We start from the raw sequence: 18,725 nt of genomic DNA, 5'->3' as shown, positions 1-18,725 counted from the left end.
CCGGCGTCAAGCCAGTTGAGCTGAGGCTAGCGTGCCGAGGCGGCCGAGTCGGGGGGTATCGGTCAGTTGTACGAGGGTCAGATTTTCGGCCCGCCGGTCGGGAACCGGCGGGCCGAGACGTGCTGCCGGGTCAGCTGCAGCTGCTGTTACGGACCTTGGCGACCTGTGGTCAGCAGGGTCGCAGCGAGTAGATCGGGTCCCACGTCGCCGTGCCGGCCTGGTACGCCGTCGAGGTCCAGCGGACGCTGCCGTCCTGGTTGTAGAACTTCGCGACGGTGCCGGTCGTCTGGTTGTTGGTGAACGGGCCGTCGCCGGTCCAGTTGGTGAGGTTCCACTTCTGGCACTTGTAGAAGTCGAACTTGGTGCCCTTGACGATCATGCAGAGGTGCCCGTAGTCGCAGGCCAGGTCCTGGGCGCTGAAGTCGCCCTTCGGGGCCTTGGTGACGGCGAGGCCGTCGTAGGTGACCTTGTCGGCGGAGACCGACAGCGGCGCCCTCTGGTCCTTGCCGAGCACCTCGGCGGCGGTCCGCTGGAGGCTGGTCACCCGGGTGCCGTCGGGGTGGTAGCCGCCGGTCGGTCCGGCCGCGGCGGTGGCCGCGACCGTGGAGCCGGCGAGCAGGGCGGTCGCCGCGACGAGCAGTGCGGCGGGCTTGGCGATGTTCATTGTGGTTCCCCCATGAATGAACGTGGTCGGTGGTTCCGGGGTTCACCGTTCCAGGGGGCCGGTCCGCCAGATACCTCAGAACTCTCAGGGTCACTTCTTCCCGGGCGGCGTGTACTCCTTGAGCCAGTGAGCGACGCGGGCGGCGTAGGCGCGCTGGTTCGGGGGAACGCCGCCCGCGTCGTTCACCTTCTTGTACGAGGTCCGGTACGAGGCCGCCAGCAGCACCCGGCGGTCACCCGGCAGCGAGGACTTCAACCGCGGTTCGATGGAGCAGAGGTAGCGGCTCATCGCCGGGATCGACTGCGAGGGGGTGATCGGCGGTACGGGGGTCTCCTCCGCCGGTACCCCGTCCGCCCGGATCCACCAGCGCAGCACGCTCGGGGTCCAACGGGCGATCCCGTACTCGTTCTTGGCCGGGTCCGACAGATCCGGGTCGAAGTCGCTCTCCGCCTTGAGCATCGCCGCGAGCAACGCCGGTGTGACCTCCGCCTGCCGGCAGTCATGGGCGGAGTCGACGATGAGACGTCGGTAGACCACGGGAACACCTTTGCCGGTACGGAGCTCCGCGGCGCCATAGGTCGCCGAGGTGCTCTCGCCGCCGGCACCGGAGGAGCCGGCCGAACCCCCTGAGGCCCCCGAACCCCCCGAACCCGCCCAGGTGTTGACCCCGTACCCGAGCGCGGCGACGGCGACGACCGAGGTCACGGCCGCCACCACCGTCGTACGACGGGAACGGCGCCGGGGGAGAAGGCGGCGGGGCAGCCGCGGGGACCGTCCCGTCCCCGCCGCCCCCTCCACCCGACGCAGCAACGCCTCCGTGCCGATCCGCTCCTCGTGCGTCCGCGCCAGACACTCCCGCACGATCTCCCGCCAGGCCTCCGGCAGTTCGGCCGACAGCCGCAGCTCGTCCGTGCCCCGTGCGTACGCGGCGGCCGCGTCCCGGCGTGCCGACGGCGTACCGCCCGGCAACGGGAAGGCCCCGGTGAGCAGCAGATGCGCCAGCACCCCGAACGCCCACACGTCCGCCGACGGACGGATCCGGCGGCCCCGCTCCCCGATCTCCGCCCACAGGAGCTCAGGCGGCGTGTAGTCGGGCGTCGAGAAGGCGGGCGTGTACGCGTGCGTGCCCTCCAGCTCCGCCGCCATGTTGAAGTCGGCCAACCGCGCCGAACCGTCCGCCATCAGCAGCACATTGGCCGGTTTGAGATCCCCGTGCACCCAGCCCGCGCGGTGCAGCTGCGCGAGCCCCTCACAGATCTGCGCGAGCAGCGGCCCGGGCTCCGGCGGCCGCACGGCGTTCAGAGCCCCTTCGGCCCGTTCCAGTACGAGGACGGTGGCGCCGTCCAGCTCCGGTCGCCCGGGGTCGTCGACGACGAGCGTCTCGTACATCCGGATGAGCCGTGGCTGCTTCAGCCGCCGGTGCAACTCGACCTCGCGCTCGACGAGTTCCCGCAGATGGGCCAGCTGGCGGGGCGTTCCCGTGCCGGTCGGCAGGAACTTCAGCGCGGCTGTGCGCGGTTCGCCCTCGCCGGTGCGGCGCCCCGCGTACACGCTCCCGAAGGCGCCCGTGGCGATCGGCTCGCGCACCTCCCAGCCGCCCACCCGGTAGCCCTTGGGGACGGGTACGGCGTAGGGCTCGGTCATTGTGCCGCCCGGCCGGACGGTTCGGTCAGGACGACCAGGTCGTCCTCCCGTACGAGGTCGAAGCGGAGCGCGAGGGAGACCAGCGACTCCTTCTTCCCGTTGAGGCGCGGGCCCGTGTCGGCCTCGTCGGGGCCGGGCTTGAGGCGGAGCTTCACGGCGAGGTAGTCGATGTTCCACTGCACCGAAGTACGGGACGCGGCGGGCCAGTTGGGGCGCAGCCGGTCCACGACCTGCTCGACGGTGGGCAGCGGGGCGTGCGGCTCGCCGCGCAGCCGGGGTTCGCACAGGGCGGCGAGCACCGCGAAGTAGCGCTTGGAGGAGTCCAGGGAGAAGGCGGCCGCGGTGGTGTCACCGTCCCGGGCGCTGTCGCCGTCCAGGTAGTCGTGGCGCGGCGCCCACACCTCCACCGGCAACAGATCACCGGCCGCGGGCAGCACGATCCGCGAGAACTCGAAGGGCACGGGGGCGTCGAGCCGCCCCGGGCCCACCTTGATGTGCTCGCCGGCACCCTCCGGGTTCTCGACGACGTACGTCTGCTCCCGGCTGAGGTTGCTGAGTGTCCAGAAGGCGCCCTGCGCGGTGATCTCACCGGCTCTGCGGGACACCCCGTCATGGGCGATCCGAAGGTCGTTCTTTCCGGCGGACCGCCCGAACGTGAGGCGCTCCCCGGGGGCGAGCCTGATCTGGGTGCGGTTTCGCTCGTCCTCCGTGGTCGGCGGAGGTACCACGATGATGCTGTACAAGGTGCGTCTCCCCGTGCCTGAAAGGCTGCCCGATCAGACTAGGGCGACGCACCAGGGCCGTGTCTCCCCTCTTACGGGTGAGACACGGCCCTTGGCACAGGATTGGCGCGAACTGTTCAGTCGCGAACGGGATGTTCGTGAACGGACGTTCGTGAACGGTCCGGCCGGCGCGGGCGGTTCAGTAGCGCGGGCGCGCGAACCAGGCCGTGCCGCTGGGGACGACGGGGGCGGCCGCGATGACGCCGCCGAAGACGATCCACAGCAGCGGGCCGATGACCGACGAGGCCAGACCCGAGTCGAGTCCGACGAACAGGCCGAGGAGCCCGACGATGGCACCCAGCGCGCCGTAGATCACCGTGGTGATCCGGACGCCCTGGCCGCCCCGCCCGAACTTGACGCCGAGGGTGATCGACAGAGTCGCCAGCGCCGCTCCGATCAGCGCGAAGACGCCGAAGACACCGGCCGCGATGTCACCGCCGTCGCTCGCCGTGCTGAACCCGAGGTCGTCCCCGGCGTCCGAGAGGTCACTCGCGAACGCGGCGAAGTAGAGGAGGACCAGGGTGCCGATGATCTGCACGGCCGAGATGATGAACAGGAACACACGGGCCGTCACCAGCAGGCCCGGCATCGACTGCGGGATCATGTTGCCGCCCGGATAGCCGGGGTAGGCCGGCTGCTGCGGGTAACCGGGGTAGGCCTGCTGCGGCGGGATGCCGGGCGGCGCGGGCTGCTGCGGGTAGCCGTAACCGGGAGCGGCCGGCGGCTGCTGCGGCGGGGGGCCGTAGGGGTTGTTCGGGTCGCCGAAACTCATGGCGGGGTTTCCTCCGTCGTATGCCGAAAGTGCGGGGACGACGAGCGGCACGATGGAGGAGGTTCTACAGATGCGGTTCGTCCCCCCGGTACAGCCCGCGGCACTGTGGCCATAATCGTTCTTCAGTGGCCGGTTCGTTGTCCAGCCGCAATCCGCATGTGTTGTGCAAGTGCAACCTCGTTGATCAAGAGGTGTGCACATGGTGTCGCGGAGGGCGGGTGACGTCCGGGGACCCGGATTGGAACCGGGACCCGGTCATCCGCGAGGATGGGGCCATGACCGCCCAGATTCTCGATGGCAAGGCCACCGCAGCCGCGATCAAGTCCGATCTGACCGCCCGCGTGGCGGCGCTGAAGGAGAAGGGCGTCACGCCCGGCCTCGGCACGATCCTCGTCGGGACCGACCCCGGCAGCCAGAAGTACGTCGCAGGCAAGCACCGCGACTGCGCCGAGGTGGGCATCGCCTCCATCCAGCGCGAACTGCCGGAGACGGCGACGCAGGAGGAGATCGAGGCGGTGGTGCGGGAGTTGAACGAGGACCCCGCCTGCACCGGCTACATCGTCCAGCTGCCGCTTCCCAAGGGCATCGACGAGAACCGCATCCTGGAGCTGATGGACCCGGACAAGGACGCGGACGGCCTCCACCCGATGAACCTGGGCCGGCTCGTCCTGGGCGAGCCCGCCCCGCTGCCCTGCACCCCCAACGGCGTCCTCACCCTCCTGCGCCGCTACGGCGTGGAGATCAAGGGCGCCGAGGTCGTGGTCGTCGGCCGCGGTGTCACCATCGGCCGTCCGATGCCGCTGCTGCTGACCCGGCGCAGCGAGAACGCCACCGTGACCCAGTGCCACACCGGCACCCGCGATCTGTCCTCCCACCTCAAGCGCGCGGACATCATCGTCGCGGCCGCCGGTTCCGCCCATCTGATCCGCCCCGAGGACGTGAAGCCGGGCGCGGCCGTTCTCGACGTCGGTGTCTCGCGCAGCGCCGAGGGCAAGATCGTGGGCGATGTCCACCCCGGCGTCGCCGAGGTGGCCGGTTTCCTCTCCCCGAACCCCGGTGGTGTCGGCCCGATGACCCGGGCGCAGCTGCTGGTCAACGTGGTCGAGGCGGCGGAGCGCAGTGTCGGCTGACCGCGAGGAGAACGACATCGAGGTCCGGGACCCGATCAGCGCGCCCGACGCCGAGGGGAAGCCGCGCCGCACGACGCGCCGCTTCCCGCTGTTCACCCGGGACACCGCACGCCCCGAGGGCGGCGGCCGGGCCGCTTCCGGCGACGCCCCGGCGCCCGCCCGGCAGTGGCCGATCCTCGCCGTGCTGGCCGCGGTCGCGATCGGTCTGCTGGTGACCGCGCTCGACAACTTCCGCATCGGCTGCCTGCTGATCGGCGCGGCCCTGCTGGCCGGCGGCGTACTGCGCTGGCTGGTACGGGACGTCGGCATGCTCGCGGTCCGCTCCCGCTTCACCGACATCGTCACCTACGGCGTGCTGGGCTCCGCGATCGTCCTGCTGGCGCTGATGGCCCAGCCGAACCCGTGGCTGGTGCTCCCGTTCCTGAAGGACACCCTGCACTTCACGATCGACGGCTGAGCGGATCAGGTGTCGACGACGGCCCGTCCTCTCCCCCGAGTAAGGACGGGCCGCCGTCTGCGTCCACCTTCTTGCACGGTGAACGGCCTGTTCAACGGCTGTCAGAGCGCTGTGGCACGGAAGTGACCGTTCCGCTACGGTGTCCGGTCCCTGCCACAAGCGGAACCGATCAACGGTCCGGTGTCGTCCGACAGCGTGGAGGTGAGCGATGGGCGCCTGGCAGCCGCTGCCGGACGATCTGCCGCCGGAGGTGCGGCACTTCGTGGAGCAGCTGCGGCGGATCAAGGACCGCACGGGCCTGAGCCTGGCCTCGCTGGGTGCGCGCACCGCGTACAGCAAGTCGTCCTGGCACCGCTATCTCAACGCCGGCCAGCCGCCGCCGCGACAGGCCGTCGCGGCCCTGTGCAAGATCGCCGGTGTCGTCGGCACCGACCTCGAACGCGTCAACGTCCGCTGGGAACTCGCCGTCCAGGCCTGGCCCCGCCCGGCCACGGTCCCGCAGCGGGCCGAGGGGGCGCAGGGCGCGGAGGAGTACGAGGACGACCCGACGCTGCCGTGGTGGGAGGAGCCGCCGCAGGAGACCCGCAGCGGCGGCCGGCTGCTCCTGTATGCGGGGCTGCTGTTGCTGCTGTTGCTTCTTGTCGCAGTCGTCGGTGTCGTGACGTTCGGGTGAGTTTCGTACGGGTGCGACGGGTGTTTCGACATGTGTGCGCTCTGTGTGTCGATGTGTTGACAAGTTCGCGGATTTGCAACGAAGTCGTTCAACAACCGAGTTAGCGTGGCCAATCGGGACGGTCCGGGACGTCCCGCCGCTGGAGGACTGGACCGCGGCATGCCGGGCGTGCAACGGTGCATGCCCACAGCCCCGCTGCACCCGTGCGCCCCCACCCCGGGAACTGAGATCCTTATCGGGCGCATCCCTTTGGGTAGCCAGACGGGGACTGAGCAGAGGGCACGTGCGCGGGGGAACAGAACCAGCACCAACCGGGGGGAAGAGGGGGGAAGCAATGCCTCGTTGGAGGGCCTTGCCGGATGAACTGGATCCGCAGGTCAGGGAGTTCGCCAGCCAGCTACGGCGGCTCGTGGACCGCAGCGGACTGAGCATCGCGGCGCTGGCCGACCGCACGGGCTACAGCAAGACGTCCTGGGAGCGTTATCTCAACGGCCGGCTCCTCGCGCCCAAGGGTGCGATCGTGGCGCTGGCCGAGGTGACCGGTACCAATCCCATCCATCTGACGACGATGTGGGAGCTCGCCGAGCGCGCCTGGAGCCGCTCGGAGATGCGCCACGACATGACCATGGAGGCCATCCGGATCTCCCAGGCGCGGGCCGCGCTCGGGGAGATCGGGACGCCCCAGGCCAACGCCAAGGGCAGCAGGACCGCCCGCAAGAGCACCAGCGCCACGGCGACCCCGGGGGTGGCCGGCCCCGCGGGCGTGGCCCCGACGGTGCCGCCGCAGCCGGCGTCGCCCGAGGTCCGGGACCCCGCGCCGCAGACGACTCGCGAGGGCGCCAACTCGTGGGGTGTCGCCGGGTACAAGGGCCCCTCCTCCTCGGGCGGACGCGCCTCGGAGAGCGGCGCCGCCCGTCCGGCCCCGGTGCCGGGCCAGCCGTACGGGTACCCCGACCCTCCGCAAGGGCCCCGGCCCGCCACACCCCCCGGTGGTTCCGGCGGGAAGCGGCGGCTGACGATGTTCCTCGCGGGTGTCGTCGGTGTGCTCGTCGTGGTCGCCGCCGCGTACTTCCTCACCAACGGCGGCGGCGAGAAGAAGAACGAGGGCGGGGGCGCCTCGCCCTCCCCGACCGTCAGCACCCAGGTCGAACTGCCGCCCGGCGTCGACTGCAGCGGCGCCTCCTGCACCGGCAAGGACGCGGAGGCCATGGGCTGCAGCGGCGACCTGGTGACCACCGCCGCGACCGCCACCGTCGGCACGGCGGTCGTCGAGGTCCGGTACAGCAAGACCTGCGGCGCCGCGTGGGGCCGTATCACCCAGGGGGCGCAGGGTGACGAGGTCGTGGTCAGCGTCGGGAAGTCCGAGCAGACCGGCTCGATCACCGACGCCGGCGACACCATCGCGTACACGCCGATGGTGGCGGTGAAGGACGCGGGCGACGCGATCGCCTGCGCGACGCTGGCGGCGGGGGAGAAGGGCTGCACCAAGTAGGCGCCGAACCGCTGAGAAACAATTTCAGGATCGCAGGCATGGCCGGACGAATCGTGGGCACGCGAACCGTACCCCCACGGGAGTCCGGCCATGTCGGTTTCCCCATGCGGCGGCCGCCCCGGTCCCACCTCTCCCGGACGGACGGGCGGCCGCCCCTTTTTCTGCGGCCCTTTTCCGGCCGCTGTGGGGTGGGCCACAGGGACCCGGCGGTCCGAGATCCCGGATGCGCGATAGCCTGACCGGTGGATCTCTCGATACCAAGAGATCGATCATTTGTACGTCCCGCCAGCCCTGGGGCAGTGACGCCCCACCGCCAGCTGTCCTACGGAGAACGCCATGACCCGCACTCCCGTGAACGTCACCGTCACCGGCGCGGCCGGCCAGATCGGTTACGCCCTGCTCTTCCGCATCGCCTCCGGCCAGCTGCTCGGCGCGGACGTGCCGGTCAAGCTCCGCCTCCTGGAGATCACCCCGGCGCTCAAGGCCGCTGAGGGCACCGCGATGGAACTGGACGACTCCGCGTTCCCGCTGCTCCAGGGCATCGACATCACGGACGACCCGAACGTCGCCTTCGACGGCGCCAACGTGGCCCTGCTCGTGGGCGCCCGCCCGCGCACCAAGGGCATGGAGCGCGGTGACCTCCTGGAGGCCAACGGCGGCATCTTCAAGCCGCAGGGCAAGGCCATCAACGACCACGCCGCGGACGACATCAAGGTCCTCGTCGTCGGCAACCCGGCCAACACCAACGCCCTGATCGCCCAGGCCGCCGCCCCGGACGTACCGGCCGAGCGCTTCACCGCGATGACCCGCCTCGACCACAACCGCGCGCTGACCCAGCTCGCGAAGAAGACGGGCACCACGGTCGCCGACATCAAGCGCCTGACCATCTGGGGCAACCACTCCGCCACCCAGTACCCCGACATCTTCCACGCCACGGTCGCCGGCAAGAACGCCGCCGAGGTCGTCAGCGACGAGAAGTGGCTGGCCGAGGACTTCATCCCGACCGTCGCCAAGCGCGGCGCCGCGATCATCGAGGCCCGTGGCGCGTCCTCGGCCGCCTCCGCCGCCAACGCCGCCATCGACCACGTCCACACCTGGGTCAACGGCACCGCCGAGGGCGACTGGACCTCCATGGGCATCCCGTCGGACGGCTCCTACGGCGTCCCGGAGGGCCTGATCTCCTCCTTCCCCGTCACCACCAAGGACGGCCAGTACGAGATCGTCCAGGGTCTGGACATCAACGAGTTCTCCCGCGCCCGCATCGACGCCTCCGTCGCCGAGCTGTCGGAGGAGCGCGAGGCGGTCCGCGCCCTCGGCCTCATCTGAGCCGGCGCTCCGCGTCACAGGCTTGCACGGGCCCTGTTCCGGTTTCATCCGGGGCGGGGCCCGCGCCCGTTTTCACCGCTACCGTCAAGAACGTTACCCGCCAAGGTGATTCGGGGGGTTCGCGATGAGCGGCGCATGGAACGGGAACGCACACGGGCACGGGCAGGGGAATGGGCCCGGGCAGGGGAACGGTCATGGGCATGGGCATGGCCCTGGGCATGGGAACGGCTACAGCTCCGGTTCCGACGAGCACGAGCCGAGCGAGGACCAGGGGCAGGCGGCCTGGGGCGCGCAGGGACACGACGGCTCCGCACCGCCGTGGGCCTCGGCACAGACGCAGACCTCGCACACACCGCCGCCCTGGGCCGCCGCGGAGACACAGTCGGCGATGACCCCGCCGCCCTGGGCCCAGGGCCCGGCGCACACGGGCGGAACTCCGCCGCTTCCGCCACCGCCCCCGACGTATGTGCAGCCGCCCCACCCGGTACCGCCGCCTCCCGGCCCTCGCCGGCTGCTGGTGATCCTCACCGCGATGGCCGTGCTGGGCTCGGGCATCGGCGCCGGTGTCTGGTTCGTGACGCGCGACGGTTCGACGGGCGCCGGGGGCACCCCGGGGCCGGGCGTCGTCGTCACGACCTCGCCCCCGGAGACGACACCCGGGCGGACCACGCCTGCCGAGACGACACCGCCGGCCTCGCCCCTGGACTCCGCGCCGCCGAGCCCGTCGACCGGCTACCGGCGCGCCGAGGACCCCGTCGGCTACACGATCTTCGTGCCCGAGGACTGGATCCGCAGACAGCAGGAGGGCGAGAAGGCGCCGGTCGTCTTCTACGACGCCCCCGACGACGGCCGCCAGCTCCAGATCTTCCGGCTCGCGGAGGACACCCCCGCCGAATCCCTCCGCCTGGCCGAGAACGACCCCGGCTACGGCTTCGCCCGCCAGCCCGGCTACCAAGCCCTCGAACGCGACGAGGGCACCACCTGGTCCGAGCTGACCTATCGCTACGACGACGAGGACAAGGGCTCGCGCCAGGTCATCGACCACCGTTTCGAGGCGACCGACGGCACGCTGTACGCGATCCGCGCGAGCGGCCCGGCGGACCTGCCCGTCGCCCAGATCCGGGAACCGTTGACCACGGCGCTGGGGTCGTTCTGCCCGGAGGGCGGCCCCTGCCAATGAGGCATCGGCCGACCGGTTCCTGCTGATCAGCTCCCGGGGCCGGCCGTCGGTGACGGATCCGGGGCCGGCCGTGTTCGCTTCTCGAACCAGTGGCCGGCGTAGCGGTGTTCGGCGTAGGCCGGGATCTCCGCGTATCCGCACGCCCGGTACATGGCCTGCGCTTCGGTGAGCACGGCGTGCGTGTCGAGGCGTACGACGTCGAAGTCCCGTTCGGACGCGGCCTGTTCCAGCGCCGTGAGGAGGCGTCGGGCCAGGCCGAGGCGGCGGGCGTCGGGGTGGACCCAGACGTGGCGGATCTCGCCGATACCCGGTTCCAGTCGGCGCAGCGCACCGCAGCCGACGGGACGGCCCTCCTCGTACGCGACGAAGAACGCGCCGGTGTCCCCGCTGACCTCCTCGGGGCTGACGAGGTCGGCCTTGTCGAAGCCCTCGGGGAAGCGGGCGTCGATGTCGTCGGCGTAGGCGTCGAGGCAGGCGCGGGCGTCCGGGGCGTGGCCGTCGACGAGGTCGACCGTGATGGCCGCGAGGCGCAGCAGACGGCGGGTGGTGGCGAGGGCGTCGGTGAGGTCGGCGCGCTGGTCATCGGTGAGACCGGAGAGCAGGCCTGCCGCGAGGGCGTCGGCGCGGCGGTTCTGCTCCTTGATCTCGGTGCGGCCGGCCGGGGTGAGCGCGACCATGCGCAGGCGGCTGTCCCGGGGGTGCACGCTGATCCTGACCAGGCCCTGGGACTCCAGGGTCTTCGCCATCCGGCTCAGATACCCGGCGTCCAGACCGAGCCGGCTTCTGAGCTCGCGCAAGGACGCCCCGTCAGCGACCTCGAAGAGCAGCCGGGCCTCGCCGAGCGGGCGGTCCTGGCCGAGGTAGTGGTCGTCCAGGGCGCCGATACGGCGGGTGAAGTAGCGGTTGAACCGGCGGAGGGCGGCCACGTGCTCGGCCGGCACCGGCGCGGTGGGTGCTGGCTCCATAGTTCTTTGACTCTAGTCAAAGGTTTCCGTCAGGTCCACGGTTCTCGCCAAGTCCATGGTTCTCGCCAGGTCCATGGTTCGTGCCGGGGGCACGGGTTCTCCGGGTCCATGGTTTCCACCAGGTCCAAGGGTTCCGAGCCCGCGGCTTCTCAGATGCTCTGCAGTTCCTCCTGCAGCTTGTCCACGTCCACCGAGTCGTCCGCCGAGGGGGTCGCGGTCGGCACCGGCTTGTCGTAGTCGGTGAAGGTCAGGGTCATGTCGGTGCCGTCGCCCCGCTGGACCGCCTTCACCAGCCGGTGCGGGGAGTCCGAAGTGACGTACAGGACCGACTTCTTGCCGTCCTCCGTGCCGCGCAGCGGGATCACCTTCGTGCCGTCGACGTTCGTCTCCTCGCCCTTGGTCAGGGTGGTGTCCGCGGAGCCGTCGCCCTCGACCTCCTTCTGGAAGGAGGACAGATCGCAGGTGTCGGCCATGCCCTTGAGCATGGCGTCGTCCGTCGAGCCGTGGATGTAGCGGTTCTTGAAGAGCTCGGCCACCGCCTCGCCCTGGCCGCCGGGCACCTGTGCCTTCCAGAACGCGGCGTCCGGTTTCATCCACACCTCGTCGCCCTGCTTGACGATCTCGACGCTGCCGCCGCCCGAGCCCATCCTCATCGACCCCACGCAGTTGCCCTCCCGGTCGAGGGCCAGGTCCATCGAGGTGGGCTGCGTCCTGCCGACCGCGGTGCCCGTGCTGCGGTCCGTCAGCTTCAGACGGACGGACTTCGCGCCGAGGAGATTGTCCTCCGCCTGGTCGGCGAGCTGCTGGGCGGTCAGGTCGTCGCCGTCCTCCGCGGCGACGAGGACCGGCGAGAGCAGGAAGACCGCCGTCGCGCAGATCAGTGCTTTCCGTGTCATGCGTCACCTCCGCACCGCTACTCAGCGTACGTTTCCCACCCGTTTGTCCGCATGTTCAGTGACGCGGCGCACTTTCGGCAGGCGATTGCGCATGCAATCAGGGGGCGGGGGCAGGTGCTGACGGTCCTCGTGAGTGACACGGGTGTGACTCAGGGGAACCGCACAGGAACGGAAGGCAACACCGATCATGGCCGGACAGCACGCGCCGCAGGCGCAGCAGACGACTCAGCGGCAGCCGCAGCCGCAGCCACATGCGGAGCCGCAGCCCTCGATCCACGTGGGCGGCGAGTGGCGTGACGCCGTCTCCGGCGCGACCCGCGACATCCTCGACCCCGCGGACGCGCGGCCCTTCGCCGTCGTGGCCGAGGGCGACGAGAAGGACACCGACCTCGCGGTCGCCGCCGCGCGGCAGGCCTTCGACCACGGCGACTGGCCGCGCACCCCCGTCTCCGAACGGGCCGCGCTGCTGTACCGGGTGGCCGATCTGCTGGTGCGCGACCGCGAGCGGCTCGGTCTGCTGGAGAGCCGGGACGCGGGCAAGACCCTCGAAGAGGGCCGCGTCGACATCGACTGTGTCGCCGACGCCTTCCGCTACTTCGCCGGCCTCGTCGCCGCCGAGGCCCCCGGCCGGGTGGTCGACGCGGGCTCGCCCGAGGTCCACAGCGTCGTCGTGCACGAGCCGGTCGGTGTCTGCGCGCTGATCACGCCCTGGAACTACCCGCTGCTCCAGGCCAGTTGGAAGATCGCCCCGGCGCTCGCGGCCGGCAACACCTTCGTCGTCAAGCCGAGCGAGATCACGCCGATGACGACGATCGCCCTGATCGAGCTGCTGGTCGAGGCAGGCCTCCCCGCCGGAGTCGCCAACATCGTGACCGGGCCCGGGCATTCGGTCGGCGTCCGGCTCGCCGAGCACCCCGACGTCGACCTCGTCTCCTTCACCGGCGGCCTGGTCAGCGGTACGAAGGTGGCGCAGGCCGCGGCTCCCTCGGTCAAGAAGGTCGCCCTCGAACTCGGCGGCAAGAACCCCAACGTCGTCTTCGCCGACGCCTGCGCCACGGAGGAGGGCTTCGACACCGCCGTCGACCAGGCCCTCAACGCCGCCTTCATCCACAGCGGGCAGGTCTGCTCGGCGGGCTCCCGCCTCATCGTCGAGGAGTCCGTCCGGGACCGCTTCGTCGCCGAACTCGCCCGGCGCGCCGGGAAGATCCGCCTCGGCCGCGGCACCGATGACGGTGTCGAGTGCGGGCCGCTCGTCTCCGAGCAGCAGCGCGCGAAGGTCGAGGGCTATGTGGCCTCGGCGCTGGCGGAGGGGGCGGTGCTGCGGACGGGCGGGAAGCGGCCGGCGGGACTGGGCGGACTGGGCGGGCTGGGCTCGGGCGCGGGCGATGGCGGGAGCGTCGGCGACGGTGGCACCGACGGCGACGGCGACGGCGACGCCGGCATCGGCGGCGGTGTCGTTGTCGGCGGTGGCCTGGCCGACGCGAGCCTCGCCGACGGCTACTTCTACGAGCCGACCGTCCTCGACGCCTGCCACCGCGAGATGAAGGTCGTACGCGAGGAGGTCTTCGGCCCGGTCCTCACCGTCGAGACCTTCCGCACCGAGGACGAGGCCGTGGCGCTGGCCAACGACACCGAGTACGGCCTCGCGGGCGCCGTCTGGACGTCCGACGCGGGCCGCGCCCGCCGCGTCGCCGGCCTGCTGCGCCACGGCACCGTCTGGATCAACGACTTCCACCCCTATCTTCCGCAGGCGGAGTGGGGCGGCTTCGGCAAGAGCGGCACCGGCCGCGAACTGGGCCCTGCCGGGCTCGCCGAGTACCGCGAGACCAAGCACATCTACCAGAACCTCGCGCCGAAGCCGGTGCGCTGGTTCGCGGGCTGAGCCGGGCGGGGACCGGACGGTCCCCGCACACCCTTTCCACCCGCACACCCCCCTTCGCCCTTCACTCTCCCCACCGCTTATCGCTCACCGCTCACCGCTCATCGCAAGTCCTTGGAGTACCACCCCCATGCACGAGCACGAATACGACTACGTCGTCATCGGCGGCGGCACCGCGGGCTCCGTCATAGCCTCCCGCCTCACCGAGAACCCCGACGTCACCGTCGCCGTCATCGAGGGCGGCCCCAGCGACGTGGACCGCGACGACGTCCTGACCCTGCGCCGCTGGATGGGCCTCCTCGGCGGCGACCTCGACTACGACTACCCGACGGTCGAACAGCCCCGCGGCAACTCCCACATCCGGCACAGCCGGGCCCGCGTCCTCGGCGGCTGCTCCTCCCACAACACGCTGATCGCCTTCAAGCCGCTGCCCTCCGACTTCGACGAGTGGGAGGCGAACGGCGCCAAGGGCTGGGGCGCGGTCCCGATGGAGGCGTACTACGCGCGCCTGCTCAACAACATCGTCCCGGTCGACGAGAAGGACCGGAACGCCATCGCCCGCGACTTCGTGGAAGCGGCCCAGGAGGCGACGGGCGTCCCGTGCGTCGAGGGCTTCAACCGCAAGCCGTTCGACGACGGCGTCGGCTTCTTCGACCTCGCCTACCACCCGGAGAACAACAAGCGCTCCTCGGCGTCCGTGGCGTATCTCCACCCGGTGATGGACGAACGCCCCAACCTGACGATCCTGCTGGAGACCTGGGCGTACCGGCTGGACCTGGACGGCACGCGCGCGCGAGGCGTGCACGTACGTGCCGCGGACGGCGAGGAGTTCGTCGTACGGGCCCGTCGCGAGGTGGTGCTGTGCGCGGGCGCGGTCGACTCACCGCGTCTGCTGCTGCACTCGGGCATCGGCCCGCGCGCCGACCTCGAAGCCCTCGGCATACCCGTCGTCCACGACCTGCCCGGCGTCGGCGAGAACCTCCTCGACCACCCCGAGTCGGTGATCGTCTGGGAGACCCACGGCCCCATCCCCGAGAACTCCGCGATGGACTCCGACGCCGGCCTGTTCGTCCGCCGCGACCCCGAACACCCGGGCCCTGACCTGATGTTCCACTTCTACCAGGTCCCCTTCACGGACAACCCGGAGCGCCTTGGCTACGAACGCCCCGCGCACGGCGTCTCGATGACCCCGAACATCCCCAAGCCGAAGAGCCGCGGCCGGCTCTACCTCACGAGCCCCGACCCGTCCGTGAAGCCCGCCCTCGACTTCCGCTACTTCACCGACGAGGACGACTACGACGCCCGCACCCTCGTCGACGGCATCCGCATCGCCCGCGAGATCGCGCGGACGGAGCCGCTGGCGGGCTGGCTGAAGCGCGAGGTGTGCCCGGGACCGGCCGTCACCGGTGACGCGGAGCTGAGCGAGTACGCCCGCAAGGTCGCGCACACCGTGTACCACCCGGCGGGGACCTGCCGCATGGGCGCCATGGATGACGAACTCGCGGTCGTGGACCCGGAGTTGCGGATCCGCGGCCTGGACGGCATCCGGATCGCGGATGCCTCGGTCTTCCCGACGATGACCGCGGTCAACCCGATGATCGGGGTGCTGATGGTCGGTGAGAGGGCCGTGGACCTGATCGGAGGCGGTGCGTGATGAGCACGACGAGTACGAGTACGAGCACAAGTACCGGTGTGGACGCGGGTGCAGGCACGGTTGCGGGCACGGTTGCGGGCACGGGTACGGGTACGGGCACGGCGATGGAGAACCCGGTGTTCTCGGTGGACGGCCTGTGGAAGGTCTTCGGCCCGAAGGCGGACCGGGTCCCCGGGGACGCGGAGCTCGCGGACCTGGACGCCGCCGACCTTCGCGCCCGCACCGGCTGCACCGCCGCCGTCCGTGACGTCTCCTTCGACGTCCGCAAGGGCGAGGTCTTCGTGGTGATGGGCCTGTCCGGCTCCGGCAAGTCCACCCTGGTGCGCTGCCTGACCCGCCTCATCGAACCGACTGCCGGCACCATCGCCATCGACGGCGAGGACGTCCGCGCCATGGACAGGTCCCGCCTCCGCGAACTCCGCCGCCACCGCGCCGCCATGGTCTTCCAGCACTTCGGCCTCCTCCCGCACCGCACGGTCCTCGACAACGTGGCGTACGGCCTGGAGATCCAGGGCGTGGCCAAGTCCGAACGCCGGGCCCGGGCGGCGGACGTGGTGGCCAAGGTGGGCCTGGAGGGCATGGAGCAGCGCAAGCCGAGCCAGCTCTCGGGCGGCCAGCGCCAACGGGTGGGCCTCGCACGGGCGTTGGCGGCCGACCCCGAGGTCCTCCTCTTCGACGAGCCCTTCAGCGCGCTCGACCCTCTGATCCGCCGCGACATGCAGGAGGAGGTCGTGCGCCTCCACCGCGAAGAGGGCCGCACGATGGTCTTCATCACCCACGACCTCAACGAGGCCCTGAAACTGGGCGACCGCATCGCCCTGATGCGCGACGGCCGAGTGGTCCAACTGGGCACCCCGGAACAGATCGTGGGCTCCCCGGCCGACGACTACGTCCGCGAGTTCGTCCGCGACGTACCGCGCGAGCAGGTGATGACGGTACGCACGGCGATGAGGCGCGCGTCGGACGGCGAGCCCGGAAACGGCCCCGCGGTCGCGCTGAACGCCACGGTCTCCGAAGCCATCGAGGCGGTCGCGAGGGCGGGGGCCCCGGCCCGGGTGCTGGACAGGGGTCGGTGCGTGGGGGTGGTGGACGCGGACGCCCTGCTGGGGGTGGTCGCGGGAACCGCGGCGACCGCAGCCCCGCAAGCCGCCGCGGCCACAGCCCCGCACACCCCGGCGGCCACAACTCCGCACGCCACCGCGGCCGACAGCTCCCCGTCCGCCGCAGCCGCCCCAGCGACCCCGCCCCCCGGCACGGACACGGAGGCCGTCTGATGGCAACGGTCACCGCTGACACCCCCCACCTCACGCTGCCCGCATTCCTGAAACACCGGGCCACGCACAAGCTGCTCCTCCTCGCCCTCGCCGCCGCGATCCTCGTCCCCCTCGCCAACTCCCACTGGCCGGGCGGCGCCTGGCCCACCGCCCTGACCGTCGACCTCTCCGGCCCCCTCACCAGAACCAGCGACTGGATCATCGACAACCGGGACAGCCACCCCCTGTTCCTCTACTTCTTCGGCCACATCAGCAACGCGGTCGTCCTCTCCGTACGAGCCGTCTACCTGCTTCTTCTGGCCGTAGGCTGGGCCGGCACCACCGCCCTGGCCGCCCTCGTCGCGTGGCGAGCAGCCGGCGTCAGGCTCGCGCTCGGCACCGCCGCCGCGTTCCTCACCTGCGGCCTGCTCGGCATGTGGGTCCCGACGATGCAGACCCTCGCCCTGATGGTCGTCGCCGTCCTGGCCTCGGTCGTCGTAGGCGCCCTCCTGGGCCTCGCCGCAGGCCTCTCCGACCGCCTCGACCGCGCCCTGCGCCCGGTCCTGGACACCATGCAGGTGCTCCCCGCCTTCGCCTACCTCCTCCCGGTCGTCCTCGTCTTCGGTATCGGCGTCCCCGCAGCCGTCCTGGCCACCGTCGTCTACGCCGCCCCACCCATGGCCCGCCTCACCGCCCTGGGCCTCCGCGGCGCCGACAAGGAGGTCCTGGAAGCGGTCGACTCGCTCGGCGCCACCGCACGCCAGCGGCTGCTGACCGCCCGCGTCCCGCTGGCCCGCAAGGAACTCCTCCTCGGCCTCAACCAGACGATCATGATGGCCCTGTCGATGGCCGTCATCGCCTCGGTCATCGGCGCCGGCGGCCTCGGCGACCGCGTCTACCAGGCCCTCGCCTCGGTCGACGTGGGCGCGGCACTGGCGGCCGGCATCCCGATCGTGCTCCTGGCCGTCGTACTGGACCGCGTCACCGCCGCCGCAGGAGACGGCGCCGAGGGACCGAGCCGCACCGGATGGGCGTACGCCCTGGTCGCAGCACTGGCCGTCGCCGCCGCCGGACGCCTCATGAACCGCCTCGACTGGCCCGACGCCTGGGTCGTGCAGATCGCCGAGCCCGTCAACCGGGCCGTCGACTGGATGACCGCCCACCTGTACTCCGGCGTCCCCGTCATCGGCGGCACCGCCGACTGGGCCGCCCACTTCACCACGTGGGTCCTCGACCCCCTCCGCGACGGTCTGCAGTGGCTGCCCTGGTGGTCGGTGCTGCTCCTGGTCGCCGCCCTCGCCTGGCTGATCGGCACCTGGCGCACCGCGCTCACCGCGGTCCTCGCCATGGCCGCGATCGGCGTGCTCGGCGTCTGGGAGCCGTCCCTGGACACCCTCTCCCAGGTCCTGGCGGCCGTCGCCGTCACCCTGGTCCTGGGCTTCGCCATCGGGATCGCCGCGGCCCGCAGCGACCGCTTCGAACGCGCCCTCCGCCCAATCCTGGACGTCTTCCAGACGATGCCGCAGTTCGTCTATCTGATCCCGGTGGTGGCCCTGTTCGGCGTCGGCCGCGCCCCCGCGGTCGCCGCGGCCGTCGTCTACGCGCTGCCCGCCGTCGTCCGCATCACCGCCCAGGGCCTGCGCCAGGTCGACCCGGCCGCCCTGGAGTCCGCCCGCTCTCTCGGCGCCACGAGCACCCAGCAGCTCCGCCAGGTCCAACTCCCGCTCGCCCGCCCGGCATTGCTGCTCGCCGTCAACCAGGGCGTGGTCCTGGTCCTCGCCGTCGTCATCATCGGCGGCCTGGTCGGCGGCGGAGCGCTCGGCTACGACGTCGTCTTCGGCCTCGCCCAGGGCGACCTGGCCACCGGCCTCGTCGCCGGCGCGGCGATCGTCTGCCTCGGCCTGATGCTCGACCGGGTGACCCAGCCGACGGAACGCCGCGCGAAGAAGGGAGCGTGA

Annotated in this window: 16 protein-coding genes; 10 read left to right on the top strand and 6 right to left on the bottom strand. The window is 71.4% G+C overall.

The window, feature by feature from the left end:
* Window positions 1–169: 169 nt before the first annotated feature.
* The 4 genes from PH203_RS21940 to PH203_RS21925 form a co-directional block, all read right to left on the bottom strand.
* Entirely contained in the window at window positions 170–664 is a 495-nt protein-coding gene (locus PH203_RS21940) for a hypothetical protein (RefSeq protein ID WP_289922054.1), read from the bottom strand.
* Window positions 665–754: 90 nt separating this feature from the next.
* The gene (locus PH203_RS21935; RefSeq protein WP_289922053.1) at window positions 755–2,308 is read right to left on the bottom strand and encodes a protein kinase; all 1,554 of its coding nucleotides are present in this window, start codon (window positions 2,306–2,308) and stop codon (window positions 755–757) included.
* Window positions 2,305–3,051, bottom strand: a complete 747-nt coding sequence (locus PH203_RS21930) for an FHA domain-containing protein (protein ID WP_289922052.1) — start codon at window positions 3,049–3,051, stop codon at window positions 2,305–2,307. The genes PH203_RS21935 and PH203_RS21930 overlap by 4 nt, the downstream gene beginning before the upstream one ends.
* Before the next feature lie 178 nt (window positions 3,052–3,229).
* The gene (locus tag PH203_RS21925; protein WP_289922051.1) at window positions 3,230–3,862 is read right to left on the bottom strand and encodes a hypothetical protein; all 633 of its coding nucleotides are present in this window, start codon (window positions 3,860–3,862) and stop codon (window positions 3,230–3,232) included.
* A gap of 275 nt (window positions 3,863–4,137) precedes the next feature.
* Between PH203_RS21925 and PH203_RS21920 the strand changes: the two genes are divergently transcribed.
* From PH203_RS21920 to PH203_RS21895, 6 genes are all read left to right on the top strand, one after another.
* Window positions 4,138–4,992 carry a bifunctional methylenetetrahydrofolate dehydrogenase/methenyltetrahydrofolate cyclohydrolase gene (locus PH203_RS21920; protein WP_289922050.1) on the top strand — a complete coding sequence of 285 codons (855 nt, stop codon included), beginning with the start codon at window positions 4,138–4,140 and terminating at the stop codon, window positions 4,990–4,992.
* Entirely contained in the window at window positions 4,982–5,449 is a 468-nt protein-coding gene (locus tag PH203_RS21915; protein WP_289922049.1) for a DUF3017 domain-containing protein, read from the top strand. Before PH203_RS21920 ends, PH203_RS21915 begins: the two co-directional genes overlap by 11 nt.
* Before the next feature lie 208 nt (window positions 5,450–5,657).
* Window positions 5,658–6,122: a helix-turn-helix transcriptional regulator gene (locus PH203_RS21910; protein ID WP_289922048.1), complete on the top strand. Its 465-nt coding sequence runs from the start codon at window positions 5,658–5,660 to the stop codon at window positions 6,120–6,122.
* Window positions 6,123–6,456: 334 nt separating this feature from the next.
* Window positions 6,457–7,614, top strand: coding sequence for an XRE family transcriptional regulator (locus PH203_RS21905; RefSeq protein WP_289922047.1), 1,158 nt, complete (start codon window positions 6,457–6,459; stop codon window positions 7,612–7,614).
* Window positions 7,615–7,950: 336 nt separating this feature from the next.
* The gene (locus PH203_RS21900; RefSeq protein ID WP_289922046.1) at window positions 7,951–8,940 is read left to right on the top strand and encodes a malate dehydrogenase; all 990 of its coding nucleotides are present in this window, start codon (window positions 7,951–7,953) and stop codon (window positions 8,938–8,940) included.
* A gap of 388 nt (window positions 8,941–9,328) precedes the next feature.
* A complete protein-coding gene (locus PH203_RS21895) occupies window positions 9,329–10,120 on the top strand; it encodes a hypothetical protein (protein ID WP_289922045.1) in 792 nt (263 codons plus the stop codon).
* A gap of 26 nt (window positions 10,121–10,146) precedes the next feature.
* On the opposite strand, the gene PH203_RS21890 is transcribed toward PH203_RS21895, so the two are convergent.
* Together PH203_RS21890 and PH203_RS21885 are read right to left on the bottom strand one after the other, a co-directional pair.
* Window positions 10,147–11,085 (bottom strand): bifunctional helix-turn-helix transcriptional regulator/GNAT family N-acetyltransferase, encoded by a 939-nt coding sequence (locus PH203_RS21890; RefSeq protein ID WP_289922044.1) that lies wholly within the window; start codon window positions 11,083–11,085, stop codon window positions 10,147–10,149.
* Between the two features lie 149 nt (window positions 11,086–11,234).
* Window positions 11,235–11,981, bottom strand: a complete 747-nt coding sequence (locus tag PH203_RS21885; RefSeq protein ID WP_289922043.1) for a hypothetical protein — start codon at window positions 11,979–11,981, stop codon at window positions 11,235–11,237.
* A gap of 187 nt (window positions 11,982–12,168) precedes the next feature.
* On the opposite strand from PH203_RS21885, the gene PH203_RS21880 reads away from it, so the two are divergent.
* The 4 genes from PH203_RS21880 (at window position 12,169) to PH203_RS21865 (ending at window position 18,725) form a co-directional block, all read left to right on the top strand.
* Window positions 12,169–13,863, top strand: a complete 1,695-nt coding sequence (locus tag PH203_RS21880; protein ID WP_289922042.1) for an aldehyde dehydrogenase family protein — start codon at window positions 12,169–12,171, stop codon at window positions 13,861–13,863.
* Window positions 13,864–13,990: 127 nt separating this feature from the next.
* A complete protein-coding gene (locus PH203_RS21875) occupies window positions 13,991–15,514 on the top strand; it encodes a GMC oxidoreductase (RefSeq protein WP_289922041.1) in 1,524 nt (507 codons plus the stop codon).
* Between the two features lie 104 nt (window positions 15,515–15,618).
* Window positions 15,619–16,788: a glycine betaine/L-proline ABC transporter ATP-binding protein gene (locus PH203_RS21870; RefSeq protein WP_289922459.1), complete on the top strand. Its 1,170-nt coding sequence runs from the start codon at window positions 15,619–15,621 to the stop codon at window positions 16,786–16,788.
* Window positions 16,788–18,725: an ABC transporter permease subunit gene (locus PH203_RS21865; RefSeq protein WP_289922040.1), complete on the top strand. Its 1,938-nt coding sequence runs from the start codon at window positions 16,788–16,790 to the stop codon at window positions 18,723–18,725. Before PH203_RS21870 ends, PH203_RS21865 begins: the two co-directional genes overlap by 1 nt.

The sequence above is a fragment of the Streptomyces sp. S.PB5 genome, assembly GCF_030403745.1.
Taxonomy (GTDB): Bacteria; Actinomycetota; Actinomycetes; order Streptomycetales; family Streptomycetaceae; genus Streptomyces.
The sequence above is the reverse complement of the archived record's forward strand: the minus strand, read 5'-3'. Positions and strand labels throughout refer to the sequence as shown.

Excerpts from the sequence above, each read along its gene's own strand:
- PH203_RS21875 (WP_289922041.1), top strand. The coding sequence starts at position 13,991 with ATGCACGAGCACGAATACGACTACGTCGTCATCGGCGGCGGCACCGCG.
- PH203_RS21895 (WP_289922045.1), top strand. The coding sequence starts at position 9,329 with ATGACCCCGCCGCCCTGGGCCCAGGGCCCGGCGCACACGGGCGGAACT.
- PH203_RS21940 (WP_289922054.1), bottom strand. The coding sequence starts at position 664 with ATGAACATCGCCAAGCCCGCCGCACTGCTCGTCGCGGCGACCGCCCTG.
- PH203_RS21925 (WP_289922051.1), bottom strand. The coding sequence starts at position 3,862 with ATGAGTTTCGGCGACCCGAACAACCCCTACGGCCCCCCGCCGCAGCAG.
- PH203_RS21920 (WP_289922050.1), top strand. The coding sequence starts at position 4,138 with ATGACCGCCCAGATTCTCGATGGCAAGGCCACCGCAGCCGCGATCAAG.
- PH203_RS21935 (WP_289922053.1), bottom strand. The coding sequence starts at position 2,308 with ATGACCGAGCCCTACGCCGTACCCGTCCCCAAGGGCTACCGGGTGGGC.
- PH203_RS21890 (WP_289922044.1), bottom strand. The coding sequence starts at position 11,085 with ATGGAGCCAGCACCCACCGCGCCGGTGCCGGCCGAGCACGTGGCCGCC.
- PH203_RS21910 (WP_289922048.1), top strand. The coding sequence starts at position 5,658 with ATGGGCGCCTGGCAGCCGCTGCCGGACGATCTGCCGCCGGAGGTGCGG.
- PH203_RS21880 (WP_289922042.1), top strand. The coding sequence starts at position 12,169 with ATGGCCGGACAGCACGCGCCGCAGGCGCAGCAGACGACTCAGCGGCAG.
- PH203_RS21905 (WP_289922047.1), top strand. The coding sequence starts at position 6,457 with ATGCCTCGTTGGAGGGCCTTGCCGGATGAACTGGATCCGCAGGTCAGG.
- PH203_RS21865 (WP_289922040.1), top strand. The coding sequence starts at position 16,788 with ATGGCAACGGTCACCGCTGACACCCCCCACCTCACGCTGCCCGCATTC.
- PH203_RS21870 (WP_289922459.1), top strand. The coding sequence starts at position 15,619 with ATGGAGAACCCGGTGTTCTCGGTGGACGGCCTGTGGAAGGTCTTCGGC.
- PH203_RS21900 (WP_289922046.1), top strand. The coding sequence starts at position 7,951 with ATGACCCGCACTCCCGTGAACGTCACCGTCACCGGCGCGGCCGGCCAG.
- PH203_RS21885 (WP_289922043.1), bottom strand. The coding sequence starts at position 11,981 with ATGACACGGAAAGCACTGATCTGCGCGACGGCGGTCTTCCTGCTCTCG.